This is a genomic window from Mycolicibacterium komossense (assembly GCF_025822605.1).
In the GTDB taxonomy this organism is placed as follows: Bacteria; Actinomycetota; Actinomycetes; order Mycobacteriales; family Mycobacteriaceae; genus Mycobacterium; species Mycobacterium komossense.
This window is the reverse complement of the sequence record NZ_JACKTY010000013.1, coordinates 16,465-30,563: the sequence shown is the minus strand read 5'-3', so window position 1 is coordinate 30,563 and position 14,099 is coordinate 16,465. Positions and strand designations below refer to the sequence as shown.

At 65.3% G+C, this 14,099-nt stretch carries 18 protein-coding genes; 3 read left to right on the top strand and 15 right to left on the bottom strand.

Annotation, left to right across the window (positions count from 1 at the left end):
• Window positions 1-82: 82 nt before the first annotated feature.
• Window positions 83-676, bottom strand: a complete 594-nt coding sequence (locus H7J73_RS04535; RefSeq protein WP_264066050.1) for a hypothetical protein — start codon at window positions 674-676, stop codon at window positions 83-85.
• A gap of 323 nt (window positions 677-999) precedes the next feature.
• Window positions 1,000-2,181, bottom strand: a complete 1,182-nt coding sequence (locus H7J73_RS04530; protein WP_264066049.1) for a Fic family protein — start codon at window positions 2,179-2,181, stop codon at window positions 1,000-1,002.
• 84 nt (window positions 2,182-2,265) lie between these two features.
• Between H7J73_RS04530 and H7J73_RS04525 the strand changes: the two genes are divergently transcribed.
• Window positions 2,266-2,787, top strand: a complete 522-nt coding sequence (locus H7J73_RS04525; protein ID WP_264066048.1) for a hypothetical protein — start codon at window positions 2,266-2,268, stop codon at window positions 2,785-2,787.
• 56 nt (window positions 2,788-2,843) lie between these two features.
• Here the strand turns inward: H7J73_RS04525 and H7J73_RS04520 are convergent, their stop codons facing one another.
• The 3 genes from H7J73_RS04520 to H7J73_RS04510 form a co-directional block, all read right to left on the bottom strand.
• Window positions 2,844-3,113, bottom strand: a complete 270-nt coding sequence (locus H7J73_RS04520) for a hypothetical protein (protein ID WP_264066047.1) — start codon at window positions 3,111-3,113, stop codon at window positions 2,844-2,846.
• A gap of 23 nt (window positions 3,114-3,136) precedes the next feature.
• On the bottom strand, window positions 3,137-3,283 hold the full coding sequence (locus H7J73_RS04515) for a hypothetical protein (protein ID WP_264066046.1): 147 nt from the start codon (window positions 3,281-3,283) through the stop codon (window positions 3,137-3,139).
• A gap of 186 nt (window positions 3,284-3,469) precedes the next feature.
• On the bottom strand, window positions 3,470-3,919 hold the full coding sequence (locus H7J73_RS04510; protein ID WP_264066045.1) for a hypothetical protein: 450 nt from the start codon (window positions 3,917-3,919) through the stop codon (window positions 3,470-3,472).
• 401 nt (window positions 3,920-4,320) lie between these two features.
• Here H7J73_RS04510 and H7J73_RS04505 point away from each other — a divergent pair, with 401 nt between their 5' ends.
• Window positions 4,321-4,656: a hypothetical protein gene (locus H7J73_RS04505; protein WP_264066044.1), complete on the top strand. Its 336-nt coding sequence runs from the start codon at window positions 4,321-4,323 to the stop codon at window positions 4,654-4,656.
• Between the two features lie 207 nt (window positions 4,657-4,863).
• Here H7J73_RS04505 and H7J73_RS04500 read toward each other — a convergent pair whose 3' ends face one another.
• From H7J73_RS04500 to H7J73_RS04475, 6 genes are all read right to left on the bottom strand, one after another.
• Window positions 4,864-5,406 carry a hypothetical protein gene (locus H7J73_RS04500; RefSeq protein ID WP_264066043.1) on the bottom strand — a complete coding sequence of 181 codons (543 nt, stop codon included), beginning with the start codon at window positions 5,404-5,406 and terminating at the stop codon, window positions 4,864-4,866.
• Window positions 5,407-6,504, bottom strand: coding sequence for a helix-turn-helix domain-containing protein (locus H7J73_RS04495; protein WP_264066042.1), 1,098 nt, complete (start codon window positions 6,502-6,504; stop codon window positions 5,407-5,409).
• 421 nt (window positions 6,505-6,925) lie between these two features.
• Window positions 6,926-7,315, bottom strand: a complete 390-nt coding sequence (locus tag H7J73_RS04490; RefSeq protein ID WP_264066041.1) for a hypothetical protein — start codon at window positions 7,313-7,315, stop codon at window positions 6,926-6,928.
• 230 nt (window positions 7,316-7,545) lie between these two features.
• Complete coding sequence (locus H7J73_RS04485; RefSeq protein WP_264066040.1) at window positions 7,546-8,427, bottom strand: hypothetical protein; 882 nt, start codon at window positions 8,425-8,427, stop codon at window positions 7,546-7,548.
• Window positions 8,427-8,666, bottom strand: coding sequence for a hypothetical protein (locus H7J73_RS04480; protein WP_264066039.1), 240 nt, complete (start codon window positions 8,664-8,666; stop codon window positions 8,427-8,429). The genes H7J73_RS04485 and H7J73_RS04480 overlap by 1 nt, the downstream gene beginning before the upstream one ends.
• Before the next feature lie 24 nt (window positions 8,667-8,690).
• A complete protein-coding gene (locus H7J73_RS04475; protein ID WP_264066037.1) occupies window positions 8,691-9,092 on the bottom strand; it encodes a DUF2510 domain-containing protein in 402 nt (133 codons plus the stop codon).
• Window positions 9,093-9,197: 105 nt separating this feature from the next.
• Here H7J73_RS04475 and H7J73_RS04470 point away from each other — a divergent pair, with 105 nt between their 5' ends.
• Window positions 9,198-9,659, top strand: a complete 462-nt coding sequence (locus H7J73_RS04470; protein WP_264066036.1) for a hypothetical protein — start codon at window positions 9,198-9,200, stop codon at window positions 9,657-9,659.
• 435 nt (window positions 9,660-10,094) lie between these two features.
• On the opposite strand, the gene H7J73_RS04465 is transcribed toward H7J73_RS04470, so the two are convergent.
• The 4 genes from H7J73_RS04465 to solA form a co-directional block, all read right to left on the bottom strand.
• Window positions 10,095-10,304, bottom strand: coding sequence for a hypothetical protein (locus H7J73_RS04465; RefSeq protein ID WP_264066035.1), 210 nt, complete (start codon window positions 10,302-10,304; stop codon window positions 10,095-10,097).
• Between the two features lie 204 nt (window positions 10,305-10,508).
• Window positions 10,509-11,240 carry a PIG-L deacetylase family protein gene (locus tag H7J73_RS04460; protein WP_264066034.1) on the bottom strand — a complete coding sequence of 244 codons (732 nt, stop codon included), beginning with the start codon at window positions 11,238-11,240 and terminating at the stop codon, window positions 10,509-10,511.
• Between the two features lie 94 nt (window positions 11,241-11,334).
• Window positions 11,335-12,834: an MFS transporter gene (locus H7J73_RS04455; protein WP_264066033.1), complete on the bottom strand. Its 1,500-nt coding sequence runs from the start codon at window positions 12,832-12,834 to the stop codon at window positions 11,335-11,337.
• Between the two features lie 84 nt (window positions 12,835-12,918).
• Window positions 12,919-14,097 carry an N-methyl-L-tryptophan oxidase gene (gene solA / locus H7J73_RS04450; protein WP_264066032.1) on the bottom strand — a complete coding sequence of 393 codons (1,179 nt, stop codon included), beginning with the start codon at window positions 14,095-14,097 and terminating at the stop codon, window positions 12,919-12,921.
• Window positions 14,098-14,099 lie beyond the last annotated feature (2 nt).

The window sequence follows — 14,099 nt, the reverse complement described above, 5'->3', positions numbered from 1 at the left end:
CCGAATCTCTGCCCAATCCTCCACCGAACGCATCCCTCCAAAAAACCACCAGGTGGGTCAAGATTGCGGGACCCTCAGCGGTCTACTTTTCAGGAACCGGCGACAAGAACTTCTTGCCGACTTCCGAGGTGTCACCCCGGTAGTCGGTGACCCAGTCTTGCGCCCTTTCCAGCGCGTCCTCCAGTTCGCGCTGACGTTCATGGAATTGTTGCTGCCGAGCTTCGTCGGCTGGCCCTCTGCGTATCTCGTCGCGAATGACGGCCGCGCGCTGCGCGGCGAAATGGATAGTTGGTGTAGCCGAGGCGATTTCGTCAACTCGAACGTAAAGCATGGTGACTTGTCGATCATCTCGATAGACGATCGGCGTGCGACCATCGACGGTCCCGAGCTGATCGAGTAACCGTTTGGCGAAATTTTGCGGCTGCGGGGTGTCTTTCATGCCCACCGCCCAGACATCGAGCGCAACATCTGCCCTCTGCCGCGGCCAGCTGCCGCCCCTATATGCGTGTTCGAATTCTCGTGCGGCAGCCTCGATCAGGTCACGCTCTTGTGCTGCACGACTGGAACCCTTGGCTCGCGGCCGGGTGGCCACCACGCCGAACGCAGTGGTCATCCTCCGCCACATCTGCCGGTACTCGTGACCCTGGGGAGAGTCCCAGAAGCCGTCAGCGCTCATCGCGTGTCCTTATGGTGATGCCAAGTAAAAGCTGATCTGCACAGCTATCGAGTGGCTAGCAGCGTACGGGGGGCGGACGACACTGAGTTGAGCTGCCGCCGCCGGGCTTCGAGGTGTTCACACTCTCATCTGTCCGGCCCGTGCCGCCGCGGCGCAGGCGGGGGACCACTCTGGGGACATGTCGTTTCACCTGTTCAGAACCAGTGCGGACAGCGGTTCCAGTTTGGTGCGCCATCTCTGAGCTCCTGACTGTGGCGATCACCGGCGACAATCCGGGGTGCGCCAGCCGATCTGCGATGCGGATCGGACGGCGGTTCCAGCGCCTAGGAATCCAGGCGCCGTCCGATCGCCTCGGACAACCGGTCCAGCTCGGCCAGTACGTCGCTGGCCGCCCAGAACCGATTCCGCGACCCCCCTGGCAGCACCTCAAGCACCCCTGACTCGACCAACCGCCCCAACGCCCGATAGGTGCTGGTATCGATGGTCCCGGTGAGGGTTTGAGCGGTCTGCGCGTCGAGCACGGGCGTCGCCAGTAGTGCGTCGATGAGAGCTTCATCCGCTGAACCGGCGCGCGGCGAGGCCAGCTGCCTCCAGCGCTGCGGGAGCTCGGCCAACCGGCGAGCAGACTCCTGCGCTGCAGCGCTAGCGTGAACGGCCGCGGCCGCCACATACCCGACCAGCGTGTCGACATCACCGCGCCGGTAGTCACCCAGCCGGGCGAAGTAGGTGTTGGTGTCGGCGAGCATCGCCGAGGCCACCGGCACCGTCACCACTCGGGTTAATCCGCGGCGGCGTAGCACCGCTGACAGCACCGCCCGCCCGAGTCGGCCGTTGCCGTCGATGAACGGGTGGATCGACTCGAACTGTGCGTGCACGATCGCCGCTTGGGCTACGACAGGAAGGTCATCGCGCGCGGCGAACACCAGTAGGTCATCCATCAACGCCGCTACCCGATCTGGGTGCGGCGGCACGTAATCCGCGCCCAGCGGTGAGTAGTCGCTGCCACCGATCCAGTTCTGCACGGTACGCAATTGGCCGGGCTCATCGGCGTACGGGTCCGCTGCCATCAGCAATTCGTGCGCCTGCAGGATGGCGGGCAATCCGATCGAGCCGCGATCGGCAGAGGTGACCAGGTTGCGTAGTGCCTCCACGGCGGCGAGCTGGGATTGCGCCGCATCGGAGGCCTTTCCGCCGGCGGCGGCTTTTCCGAACGCGCGCCACCCGGCGTCGACCTGCTCGATCCGCGAGGAGGCGACTGACTCGCTGCGCAGCAGGAAGTCCCGAACAGGCAGGAGATATTGGCCCCACCCCGCTTCTAGGCGCGAGACTTCGATCAGCGCCGCGTCATGCGTGCGGGCGATCTGACCGGCTGGTTCGTAGGTGAGGTCGGCGATGGTGGGAGGTATGGTCGCGTCGTATTCACCCAGGGTTCGGTCGTCGCGGGAGCCCTGTCGGCCGCGAGGAACCCATGGTCGGGTCTCACGTCCGTGCGCCGGCCACTTCATACCGCACCTTTCTAGGGAAAACGCCACCTAAACGGAGGTTAGCGCATGTTACCTCCCTAATGTGCGGTATAGACTCGCCACAGAATGTCGACCCGATACACCGCAATCCCGGTCAGCGAGCTGCCCTACCCGCACGGACTCGGCAAGGTCGAATACGAGACGCTCGAACACGGCATGCGAAAACTGCTCGGCCCCAACCACAGTGATCAAGACACCAACGCCAAGATGTTCTGGACCCGCCAGTATCAGCAGCTCCTCCGGGACCATCTCAAACCGCACTTCGACAGCGGTGGCGACATCGTCCAGATCGCGCACGCGGCCGCCGAATCCGCTCACTCCAGTGCCGTATTCGACCAGACACTCTCAGCCGATGGCTACACCGCCTACACCCAGTACATCGCCGGGCTTCCCACATGGACGGACCGACATCCCAGCATCGCGGCGCGAGAAGCCGCCCGCTGGACCCACCATCCGCCGACCCTCTACATCGACGCGGAAACGTTCACGATCGACGACGGCCGGCACCGACTCAGCTTGTTGCGCTCACTGATCGAGCCAACCACTTCAGACTTCCCGGTCCTTGTCCGAATCATTTCGAGCATCTGAATCAGCGACGACCCAGCACCGGATAGGCCCTCTTGTCTCGGCGCGCCCCGTCCGCGTTACTCGGCGACCCACCACGTCCACTGCTTGCCCGGCTGGGGCGCCTGTGTCAGCTCTTGGGGAGGCTGATCGGCGCCCCGCGCCATGGCCTGTCTTTCACCGTCGCTGTTGGAGTTGATCATCCGCTGCCTGCTGTCGTTGGGAGTGCGTGTTCGGGTAGTCGACAGGAGGTGCAGATTCCGATGTGGTCGTCGTAGGAGACGCGCCAGGCGCATGGGCCGTGCGGCGTGGCGCAGGCCGAGTAATCGGTGCAGCCACAGTCTCGGCATTCTCTCGGATACTGCCACTCGACTCAGGTGATCTCGGCCGAGGCCGTCATGGCGGTGAAGAGCTCGATGAACTCGGTTGTCGTCATGTCCGGGAAGCTTTCGGCTCCAACATCTTCGGGTGTGATGCGGTCGAGCTGCTCGCGTCGGGTGGACACGACCTCGCCCGTCACGATTCACTCCAACGGCTCGGCCGCCCGGCGGCCACGCACCATTGGGCACAGGGTAATCAGATCGCCGGGGTTGAGGACTTGCCACCCGCCCCGCCGAATCACCGTCTTATGGCGGCGCGCACCTGCTTAGTGGTTAGTGGTTAGTGCGACGCTCATCAATCTCGGCATCAGCGCTCGTCTTTCGAGCTACCGAGCGAGCCACGACAGCGACGCGTTCGAGCGCGCGGCGGCCGCATTGTCGGCGCGCCGGCGGCGACGCTGGTCTCGTCCGTAGCGCACGGACAAGACGTGATCCTGACGCCATGTCGTGCTGTCGCGCGCTTCGATGAGGCGGCCCATCTGTGCCTCGGTGAGGCCGACGAGCTCGCCGTCGGAGGTGTGCGTCGCCAAGACGACGATCCCCCGCAGCAACGGCACGGTCGATGCGCCGAATGTGGAGGTATGAAGGAAGATTTCGGTGGCGTTGCGGTTAATCCGCTGATGTGAGGGGGGCGTGAGCCAGAAGTCGATCTCGCCGTCGGCGCTGGTCAGTGTTTCCAGGTGGGCTTCGCGGACGAGGTCGGCGATGTCGCCGAGGCCGCGGACGTGGCTCTTGTACAGGTGGCCGTTGTGGCTGGCATGAAGCACTCGGAACATAGCGGGGATCCTCGTCCGTCGACTGCTTTCGGGTACTCAGCACGGTAGCTCGCATTTGCGATACCGAGACCGGTCGCAATGGGACGTGCTATTCCCGCAGCGCACGCCGTTGGCATACGCCAGCCGGCGGCCGCGGGTGTTCGCCGGGCGGGCGGTTCGAGCTGCAGGGGTTGGCCCGCGGGGGCGTCGCTGCGGGGACGTGTCATCTCTCCTGGTGGCAGCCATGTGGTGGGCGCAGTGGGTGTCGCGGGCACGGGCCCGGCGTCATGACTCGAGGAAGTCGGCGCCGTCGGGGCCATACGGCTGGGACGTGCCATTGCCCCAGGTAGAAGCCGTGCCGATGAGGGGGGTTATCAGTGCAGGGCTGGCTGGGCGGCGGGCGGTGGTGCTTGGCTTCAGGCATGGGTGATGGAGCAGTGCTGGCGCGGGCTCGTCGAGCCGCGACCGAGCTAGATGGTCGGCGGTTCGCCGACTTCGACGAGATCTGCCTCTTCGCGGAGGTCCTCGTCGCCCTGGACTTCTTGCCCGGGCCGCGGGACGTCGTGGAGTACTTCCGCCGACCGTGGCGCTACACCGCGGAGCACGAGGTGTGGGAGCGGTCCGGCCGGCCGTCGGATGTCGGCGGAGCTGCCGGCGAGGCGCTGGCCGCTGTGGGATGCCGGCGGCCGCGGCGACACCGTGCTCGTGGCCGCCCCGACGCCCCGACGCCCCGACGCCCCGCTGACCAGGGTCAATGACATGTCCCCCGCCGCGTGCGGTGCCGTCGCCGGCTCCTTGTTGGCTTCTTCGGTGCGGCCAGGCCGAACGCGCGGTGCGCGCACCCGGATGATCCAGCTGGCGACCGATCGACCGGACAGGCGGGACGTGCCGTCGCCCCTGGTCCGGCAGCATTTTTCGGCGGCTGACGATCCTTCGACCTGGAGTCGGGCATGTACCGAGGGTGACTACTCGGGTGCAGGAAGCCAAGGAGTGAGGTCGTCGAGGCTGGTGATGTCCCGTGGTTGGCCGCGGCCGGCGCCCTTGAGCGTGCGCAGATATCCGGTCAGCACCGGGCGGGTCACCTTGTTGGCCTTGTGCGCCAGGCGAAGCAAATCCCAGGTGCTAACGGCGGTGATCTGATGGCGGCGGGCTAGGGCCGCGGCGCCGCCGTCGTCGGTGAGGAAGAGGCCGTCGAGCCGGCGGGCGCTGATGATGGCGATCGTCTCGGCTTCGCCGAGGTGCTTTGTGGCCGGCTCCCCTGGGCTGGCCATGGCTTCGCGCAGGATGCGGGCGTCGATGATCTCGGTGCCGTCGGGGATGAGCGGTGGGCCGAAGATGGCGCCGGCCTGTTCGAGATCTGGATGGAAGGCCTGCGAGTCGCGGCACTCCCGGGCAATGGAAAGACACCATGCGCCTTGGCCTTTGAGCAGCTCGGCGAGCAGGTCCATGCGTCTGATGATGGCGAAGTTGATCAGGACGGTGTTGTCGGGCAGGAAGAGCTTGGGCACTTACAGGCCTAGGGCTGCGGCCAGCTGGTCGGTGTCGAGCGGCTCGGGTGCCGGGGGCTCGTCGACCTCCAACGCGTCCGGATCGATGCCGAGCATCCATGCCAGCGTGCCCTTGTGTAGCGCACCGGAGGCGATGAGATCGGTGTGAGCTTCTTGCAGCTTGAGCGGGAACCGGCGGGTGGCAGCTTCTTCCATGCGCGAGGTGATCTGGTCTGGGCCGTGGTCGTGCTGGCCTGCCCAGTGCCAGCGCAGGAGCTTCTGCGTGGACAGCTGCACCGCCTGGCTGATCGTGTCGGACACCGTGAGGCCCAGCCCTTCTAATCGTCGGGCCAGCGCGTCGGTGGACACTCCCCATTCCCAAATGAGTTCGGCCAGTTCTGGTTCGGTGAGGTTATGCCAGTTGATGTCGCGCAGCCGGGCCTCGGGCAGGAGTAGTTCGGCGGCGAAGCTGTTGGCGACGAGTTCGTGGTGACGCTGCTCGGCTGGGTCGAGGTCGTCGGCGTGATGGCCGAAGACGAGGTGACCGAGTTCATGTGCCAGGGACCAGTTTTCGCGGAACCAATTTCCGGTGGCCTGCAGCACGATCACTTTGCACGGTCCGACATGGAAGGAGTAGGCGGTCGAGACTTCTGGCAGGCGGATGACATCGACGTCGAGGTTGGATTCGAGGCGGTCGGCCATGCGGCGGACGAAGTTCGGGCCGAGTGTGGACTTCACCTCAATGACGGTGCCGGGGAGTGCGATGTCGACCGGGCTCCACGCGGGAAAGGCTTGGCGGTAGGCCAGGGCGATGTCGTCGAGGACCGGTTGGTCGGTGTCACGGCCGGGGACGTCGCGGCGGCCGGTCTGGTGGTCGAAGTCGTGGCGCGCGGCGACGACCAGGCGGTTGGGGTCGGGCCGGCCGGTGATGAGCCAGTGCACGTCGACACTGAGGGCTTCGGCGAGCCGGGCGAGTTCGACGGAGGAGAAGGCGCGGCGGCCGCGCAAGGACTTGGAGAGCTTCTCGTCGGTGAGGCCGATCTGGTCGGCGACTTGAGCCTGGGTGAGGGCGGCCGGGATGCTGTCGGCGACGCGGCGCGCGATGTCTTCCTGGCTCATGGGTTCGAGGATACGGACGGAGTTGCGATTTTCGCAATTCTGATGGTCGGGGTTGACGTGTCGGCGCGCCTGCTCCGCTGGGACGTGTCGTCTTGCCTGGTGGGCACCGGTTTCGGTGGCCTCTAGTGGCTGATGGATTGCCGCGGCGCCTGGGTTTTGGAGGGCGGGCCGACGGTGATGGCCCCCGAGGCGGAGGGAAGGTGGGCCGCCGCGACGGCCGATGTCGACGCCGTACGCATCCCGACCCCTGTGACCAGCTTTGATGACACGTCCCCGCCGTGAGGCGGCCGTTCGCCTGCTCCTTGTTGGCTTCTTCGGCGCCGCGGTATGGACACTCGATGCCGTGACGGTCGAGCCAGCCTGGGGGCCGTGCCGTCGTAGCTGTTCAGGATGTTTTTCGGAGTTCCTGGGCTTGGGCGACTCAGCGGCCAGGTAGCCGGTGGGCGCCAGCCTCGTTGGGCTGCCAGTGTGGTGCCGGCGTCGTGGTGTGGGGGGTGGCGGCATCGACGATCTCCTCCCGGGCGTGGGTCAGGCGTTCTGCCAGAAACGCTGCCTGCTTGTCGGGAGTAGTGAGCTGGCCGTGGGCCGCCGGTGTGGCCAGCTGCAGCGCCGTGTCGGCGTGGGGCGCGGTGCGCCTGCTGCTGGAGATCGTCGATGCCGCCGATGGGTGGTGGTCAAGGGTGGTGTGAAAGAAGGTCATCTGGTGAGCCATGGCCAGGACGGGCGTGCTCGCCCTGTGCGTGGCTATCAACGGTGGGAATGCGTCGATGCCGGCCATCAGAGCCCCCTCCTTCACGGGTTCGTCGTTCATGGAGGTAGTACCTGGGGAAGGCGCTCGTTCCGTCGCGGATCCGCCAACGACTTCTTGGGGCGTCGGCGCCAGAAAAGGTCGTGGAGCGCTGTTACCGTCGACGAAGCGCGCCCCTCCCCCCAGGGCGTGTCATGCGCCCTCAGCCGCTCCCCCCCTGCGGCTGGGGGCGCGCTCGATTTACGAGTCCCCCAGCGCGCTGATACCAGCCCCGGTCAACACCACGATGTCGGTCATGCCGGGATGCCGTTGTCCCGAACCCAGGTCTGCAGGCCGGGCATGAGGTCGTCGACCACGATGTCCACGCGCTGCTGCTTGAGTTCTCGCAAGGCCTTTCGGGCGGTGGTGGCGAACTTCTTGTCCGCTTTCTGCTCGTAGTCGGCTCGGAGCGTGGCCGGGTCGAGGCCCTGTTTGGCGGCGAGGGCGGTGATCGCTGTGTTCACGGTTTGCTCCCATTCGTCGACTGAGGGGTGGTCGGTGCCGTACCAGCGCAGGCTATCCAGTGCTGCGACGGCCGCGTTGGAAGCGGCCCGGTCGGTCTTGTAGAGCGTCTTGCCGGTGGCGGGTTCGACCACCGCGGCCGCGGTGCGCTCGGCATCCCTGGCTGCCTTGTCGGCGGCTCGTTGTTCGCGTTCGAGGTCGGAGGGCCGGCGGATCTCGCCGATGCGGTTGAGGACCTCGGCGGGAGCCGACGGATAGCAGATGGTGCATGCCAATTCACCGGCGGCATAGACGATTTCCACTTCGTCCTGACCGCTGTAGTTCGTCAGCCAGGCGAACTTGGTCCTAGGAAAACAGGTGGAACAGTGCATGGAGCCGTGAACATGGCCTCCGTTGCTTTGAACCAGGTAGGCGCGGGTCCAGCCGCCGCGGCGGTCGAATTCGTCGTGGTAGGGCTTCAGTTGGTCGGTGACGGCGGCGATCTGTGGTGCGTATTCGGCAGCGTGGGCGTCGAGTTTGGCGGCGCGGGCGGGGTCGGGGTAGCGGCCGGTGCGGGCGCGGTGCGCGGCGGTGTGCAGCCCTTCCATGTGGGCGATCAATTTGGCGCGCTGGTAGCCGAGTTCGTGGATGACGGCGTCGATTTCGGGTGGGGTCTTAGTGGTGAGGTCGGTCATCAGAGTGTCTCTCCGTAGGTGGTGCCGGTGAGGGCGTTGGCGATGGCGCTGGCGATGGCGGCGACCTGGTGGCAGGTGATGGTGCCGTTCTGCAGGTCGATCAGCTCGTTGACGGCGTTGCGGGCGACGATCTTGGCGGTGTCGTCGAAGGCGTCCAGGCGTGCGATGGCGTCGTCGTGGGCTTGGCCGGCGGTGAGGTAGTCGCCGGCGCGGAAGGGGGTTCTTGGGTTGGCAGGCATGATCGGTTCTCCTTGTCGGGGTGGTCAGGCGGCGTCGACGTCGGGTTCTTCGGTGGGTGGGTAGTCGCCGTAGATGCCGCGTTCGTCGCCTTCGGCGAGGAGCTGGTTTTGGAGGTCGGCGTCGGCGGCGAGGCGGGCGTTGCGGCGTTGGATCCAGCGGATGGTCCACACGGTGGCGCCGGTGACGGCGATGACGGGGACCAGCCATTCCCACTGCCAGATCATGCAGGCGATCCAGAAGACGATGAGGGTGGTCCAGGCGGGGTGGCGTTGCGCCCAGTCCTTGGCCGGTGGCGCGTACACGGGGACTGTGATGACGGTGGGGGCGGCGAGTGCTTCGGTCCACTGTTCGCCGTCCCAGAAGCGTTGTTGGGCAGCGCCTGTGGGGTCGGGGTACCAGCCTGCGGGTGGGGTGTGGTTGTTCATGGCGGCCTCCGGGGATGGTGTCGTCGCTACCCCCCAAAGGTAACACACAATGCCGTTTTGTGGCATCCCTATTTACATGCAGGTTTTTGGTATAGTCTTTTACACATGCGGTGCGTCGCACCGTGGGCGGCCAGTCGGTCGACGACAGCCGAAGAGATCGCGCGTGCGCGCGCCGAGACGCAGGAGGCTGCCGTGAGGGTGATTGTTCGCACGCCCGCGGAACTGGTCGCCGAGTACGACCTTCCCGAGGTCGACAGCGACAGCAGCGACGAGGACGTCCTGGCTGCCGTGGCCGCGGCCGAACCCCTTCGGCACGGCGAACCGGAAGTCGTAGGCGAGACCTACGTGTTCGCCCGGGGTTTGGAATCGCTCGCGGAGCAGGGCCGGCGGCTGGAGCAGGCAGAGGCGCGGCTGGCCGCCGAACGGTTGGCCGCCGCAGAGTTGGCACGGAAGTACCGCGACAAGCGCAGTAAGCGCGACCTTGCGACCACGCTGGGCATCACCCGGCCAACGCTGGATTCCTGGCTGGGCGACGCCCCGCCGCGACGACGAAGCAGTGGTGCGTGATGCCGATTCGGGCATCGCGGAGGTGGTCCCTTCACGGAAATACGTCGTTGAGCAGCAGCTGTAGGTTCTCGGATTCCGTGGCATCTGGCGGCTGACTGACCTGGGGCGATGCTGGGTGTCTCACAGACATGTCACACGTGATCTGTCTCAGATTCGTGTCATTTTTCAGGTGGTGCGCGAAAGCCGTGCCCTACACCGACCGATTCCGCTCATCGCTCAGCTAATCGGCGTCTCACAACCCCAGGTAAGTCGGACCATCGCCGCAATCAAACGCCAGAACCACGGCGAGCTCAAAACCCTGCGAATTAGCCCTCTCGTCTTCATCGATCTGCGAGACGCCGGGCACATTGACACCCCGACGATGATGCGGGAGCTACTCAAACTCCACTACACCGACGGATACGTTCCGCACCTCGACGGTGTCGCGACCGATGCCTACGAGCGCGGCACTTCGGACGACATCGAATACGCCTTCCAGCAGAACAGGTTGACCTTCGAGGAGTACTCCCGGCTGTTCGAGGCGCACCGCGCCAAGCAAAGGGCGACCGCACCCACCGCCGTTGCTCGGTTAACGTCGATCCCGACGAGGACCTCCGCGATGCCGTGGCCGCCGAGCTGTCCCAGCTCACCGCCAGCGGTGGACAAGCCTCACCAGACAGCGCCCGCGCGACACACCAGATCTACCGCAACGACGCAACGCACAAGCGGCACAAGATCAATGAGCTCCATCACCGCCGTTTTGCTCAACCACCGGAAAGGCAAGCGTCCAGCCACCGGGCGACCGCCATCGTTGCATGTTCCGTTCCCCGTCGGACGTTCCAGTCATCTACCGGATAGGTATACGACACGTCACGAAGTCGCCGGCAGCAACTGGAGGCCACCATCGACCACGATTCGCTTCAGCCCTTCGGCGTAGCTACACCCGAGCTGCGCCCCGTAGGCCGTCATCCGATCGACGACCCACTGGATTTCCGAACGCGGATCGCCAGCTCCGCCGAACTGGCTTCGGTGAGCGAGAATCGCCATGACCTTCCGTTCTGCGGTGTCATCAACGTTCACTAGGAAGTCGGTGTACTCGTATCCCGGCATCCACACCTCGGAGACCGGGTGCGCAGAAAGTCCTTCGGCGAGCAGCTCCGGGAACGCCCGCGGATTGCGGGCGAACGGGTACACCGCGTTGAGCGCAGCTTCACCAACGGCGAGGTGGTCTGGATGTGATGCGCCGACCGGAAACTGCAGCGAGCGCATCGGCTGGTGTGTGAGCACCACGTCGGGACGCGTCCGACGAATCTCGCGCGTCAGGGCAAGCCTGAGAGCCGGCGAGTCCGCCACCGACCCATCAGCGAATCCGAGAAAGGTCACATCGGTGACACCGAGTAGCTTGGCGGCATCGCACTGCTCCGCGCGGCGGATCGCGACGAGTTCGCCGACAGGCTGCCGCGGATCGTCGCCGCCCTGCGCCCCATCGGTGACCACCACGTAGGTGACCTCCGTGCCCGCATCGACGAGACGGGCGACGGTGCCTCCGAAGCTGAACTCGGCATCGTCGGGGTGCGCGGCGATCACCAGGGCCCTGCTCATCGTTGCACCAGCCGCGTCCGGAACGTTCGACGGCTGGCAGTGGCTATCGGACGAGGGGGGCCAGAAACAACATAGGCGCCGGTGATGGCCGTGGTCATTCAGGCCTGGCCCTGGTAAGGAACTGCACGACGACGAAGCCGACGGCGAGCGCGATCGCCGGAACGTAGAGGCTGGTACCCATCGCATGAGCGAACGGGCCACGAACTACATCCGGCAGTGCTCCCAGCGTATGCGCGGCCGCCTGTTGGGCTCCTGGCGGCAGCACCGCAGGAATGTACCTGTCGACTTGCCGCTGCATGAAAACGCCGACAATCGCGCTGCCGAGGACACCACCAACCTGCCGTGTGGTGTTGTAAACCCCGGAACCGACCCCGGCCAGGTCGACATCGAGGTTTCTGTTCGCTGTAGCCGTCAACGGACCCCAGATGAAAGCGTTACCGACGCCGACAAGCGATATAGGCCAGAGTATTTCGCGAACGGAGGCCATGTCGGCGGCCATATATCCGAGCCAGGCCAAGGCGATGGCCGTGATCGCGAACCCGAACCCCGTGACGTACCTCGGATGCACCCTGTCGGCGAGCTTGCCGGCGGGCCCGGCCAAGCCTGCCGCGAAGAGCGCCATCGGGATGAGCAGCATCGCCGAGCGTGTAGCACTCAACCCGAGCGACTTCTGCGCGTACAGCATCGCCGGTACGGCCATACCTGTCAGCGAAAACCCCATGCAGGCGACTGCGACGCTACACACACTGAAGTTGCGGTCACTGAACAGGGCGAGGGTCATCAGCGGATCCCGACTCCGTGTCTGCCACCAGAGGAACACCGCCAGCAGGATCAGGCCGGAACCAATCAACCCCCAAATCGACACAGGCACCGGCCCGATTTCGCCGACATGTGACCAGTCGTGGCGCTGGCCCTCCTGAACGCCAAACACCACAAGGAACAGGCCAGCGCCGCTGAGCAGAATTCCGAAGTAGTCGATTCGGCGACCCATCGCCGGCAGGTTCGGGACCAAGACGAGCGCCGCGATCAATGCGGCCAAGCCGAACGGCACATTGATGAAGAAGACTGACTGCCAACCAAATTGGTCGACCAGCACACCTCCAGCGAGAGGACCTACCAGGATGGCGACGCCTCCTACGGCGCCCCACAGCGCCATGGCGGTGCCTCGTTGCCGGGTGGGGAACGACCGCGTGATCAATGACATCGTCTGAGGGGCCATCAGTGCGGCCCCCAGACCTTGCACAACTCGCGCCATGATCAGCATCTCAGCCGATCCCGACAACCCGCACCAGGCAGATGCCGCGGTGAACACGACGAGGCCCACCAGATACACGCGCTTGGGCCCGAACATGTCGCCGAGCCGGCCGGATAACAGAAGTGGCACGACATAGGCGAGAAGGTATCCGCTGGTCACCCACACCACAGAGTTGAGATCGGTGTCGAGGTCGACCCAGATCGCATCGGCCGCGACCGACACGATCGTCGAGTCGACCAGGATCATGAAGATTCCGGCCACCATGGCCCATAGGGCCGGCCACGGCCGATAGTCACTGGGCAGTCCCGGCATGACATCGGACTCCGAGGCGGTTGCCACCGCCCCTACCGGAGAGTAATTGTCACCTGAATCATCCTGTTCCACTGATGGATTCATCGTTTTCCCTTCATCACAGAATCGTTGTCATGAGAGCGCGCCCACCCCGAACCGGTCGGGCGAGAAAGCTGATATATCGGCGCCCGCATCCTTGTCCAGGGCGAGCCCCGCCAGGACTTCACCGATGGCAGGCGCAAACTTGAATCCGTGCCCTGAGCACGCACTGGCGTAAACCAGCCCCGGTACCGCTTGGGCTTCCCCGATGATGAAACTCTCGTCTCGGGACATCGCGTAGACACAGGACACCCCCACCGCCGACGCCCTGAGGCCAGGAAGCAGACTGGCGACGGCCGCCCACACGTCGAGCCGCTCTTGGTCGAGCGGCTGACGTCGCGGCCCGTGCATGTCGTCCAACGGAGACAACTGCCGGTTGTGGAAGCCAACCTTGACAACGCTTTTGGAACCACGAGTCTCCGCAAGTCCGTATGCGAGTGAACCGCAGTCCGCTTCGAACAGAAACGCCGGGAATCCCGCCCGGATGTGGCGGTGCAGCCCGTCATCTATGTCGAAACTGAACACCGGGATGCGCATCGGCTTGACGTAAGGTGCAACCTCCGGAAGTAACTGAGGGATCCAACCCCCCGCGGTAAGAACCACCGCGCCGCAGGACACTTGCCAGCCGTCACCTCGCACCAGCACCGTCTCGCGCCCACCGGCCGCAATCGAGCGCACCGAGCTCCCATAGCTGAGTCTGGCGCCCCGACGTGTGGATTGTGACAGATAGGTCAGCCGCGCGTTGTTGGCGAGCAATGTGAGCGCCTCGGGCTCGTAAACTGCCACTGCCGCGGCATCCGCCGAGAACGCCGGAAACCGTCGGCCAACCTGTGCCGCAGAGAGGTACTCGTGCTCGATCCCGCAGTGAATCGCGGTTGATCGCGATCCGCGGATCAGCGTCGATGTTGGCGCTCCGATGAAGAGCCCGCCGCTTTCGGACACAATCGGGTCATGAGAGTTGTCGTGTAGTTCCCGCCAGCCGACCAACGATCGGTTCAACAGCGGAAGGAAATGTTCACCTTCCCAGTACGCGCGGCGGAAGATCCGGCCCTGGCCATGTGACGAACCCAGTTCGTTCGTCGGCCCGCCTGAATCGACACCGAGTACAGATGCTCCGCGTTGAGTCAGCTGGTACATCGCCGACGCGCCCATGATGCCCAAACCGACGACGAGCACATCACAAGTGGCGTTCGACGCGGAAGTCAGCGACACCA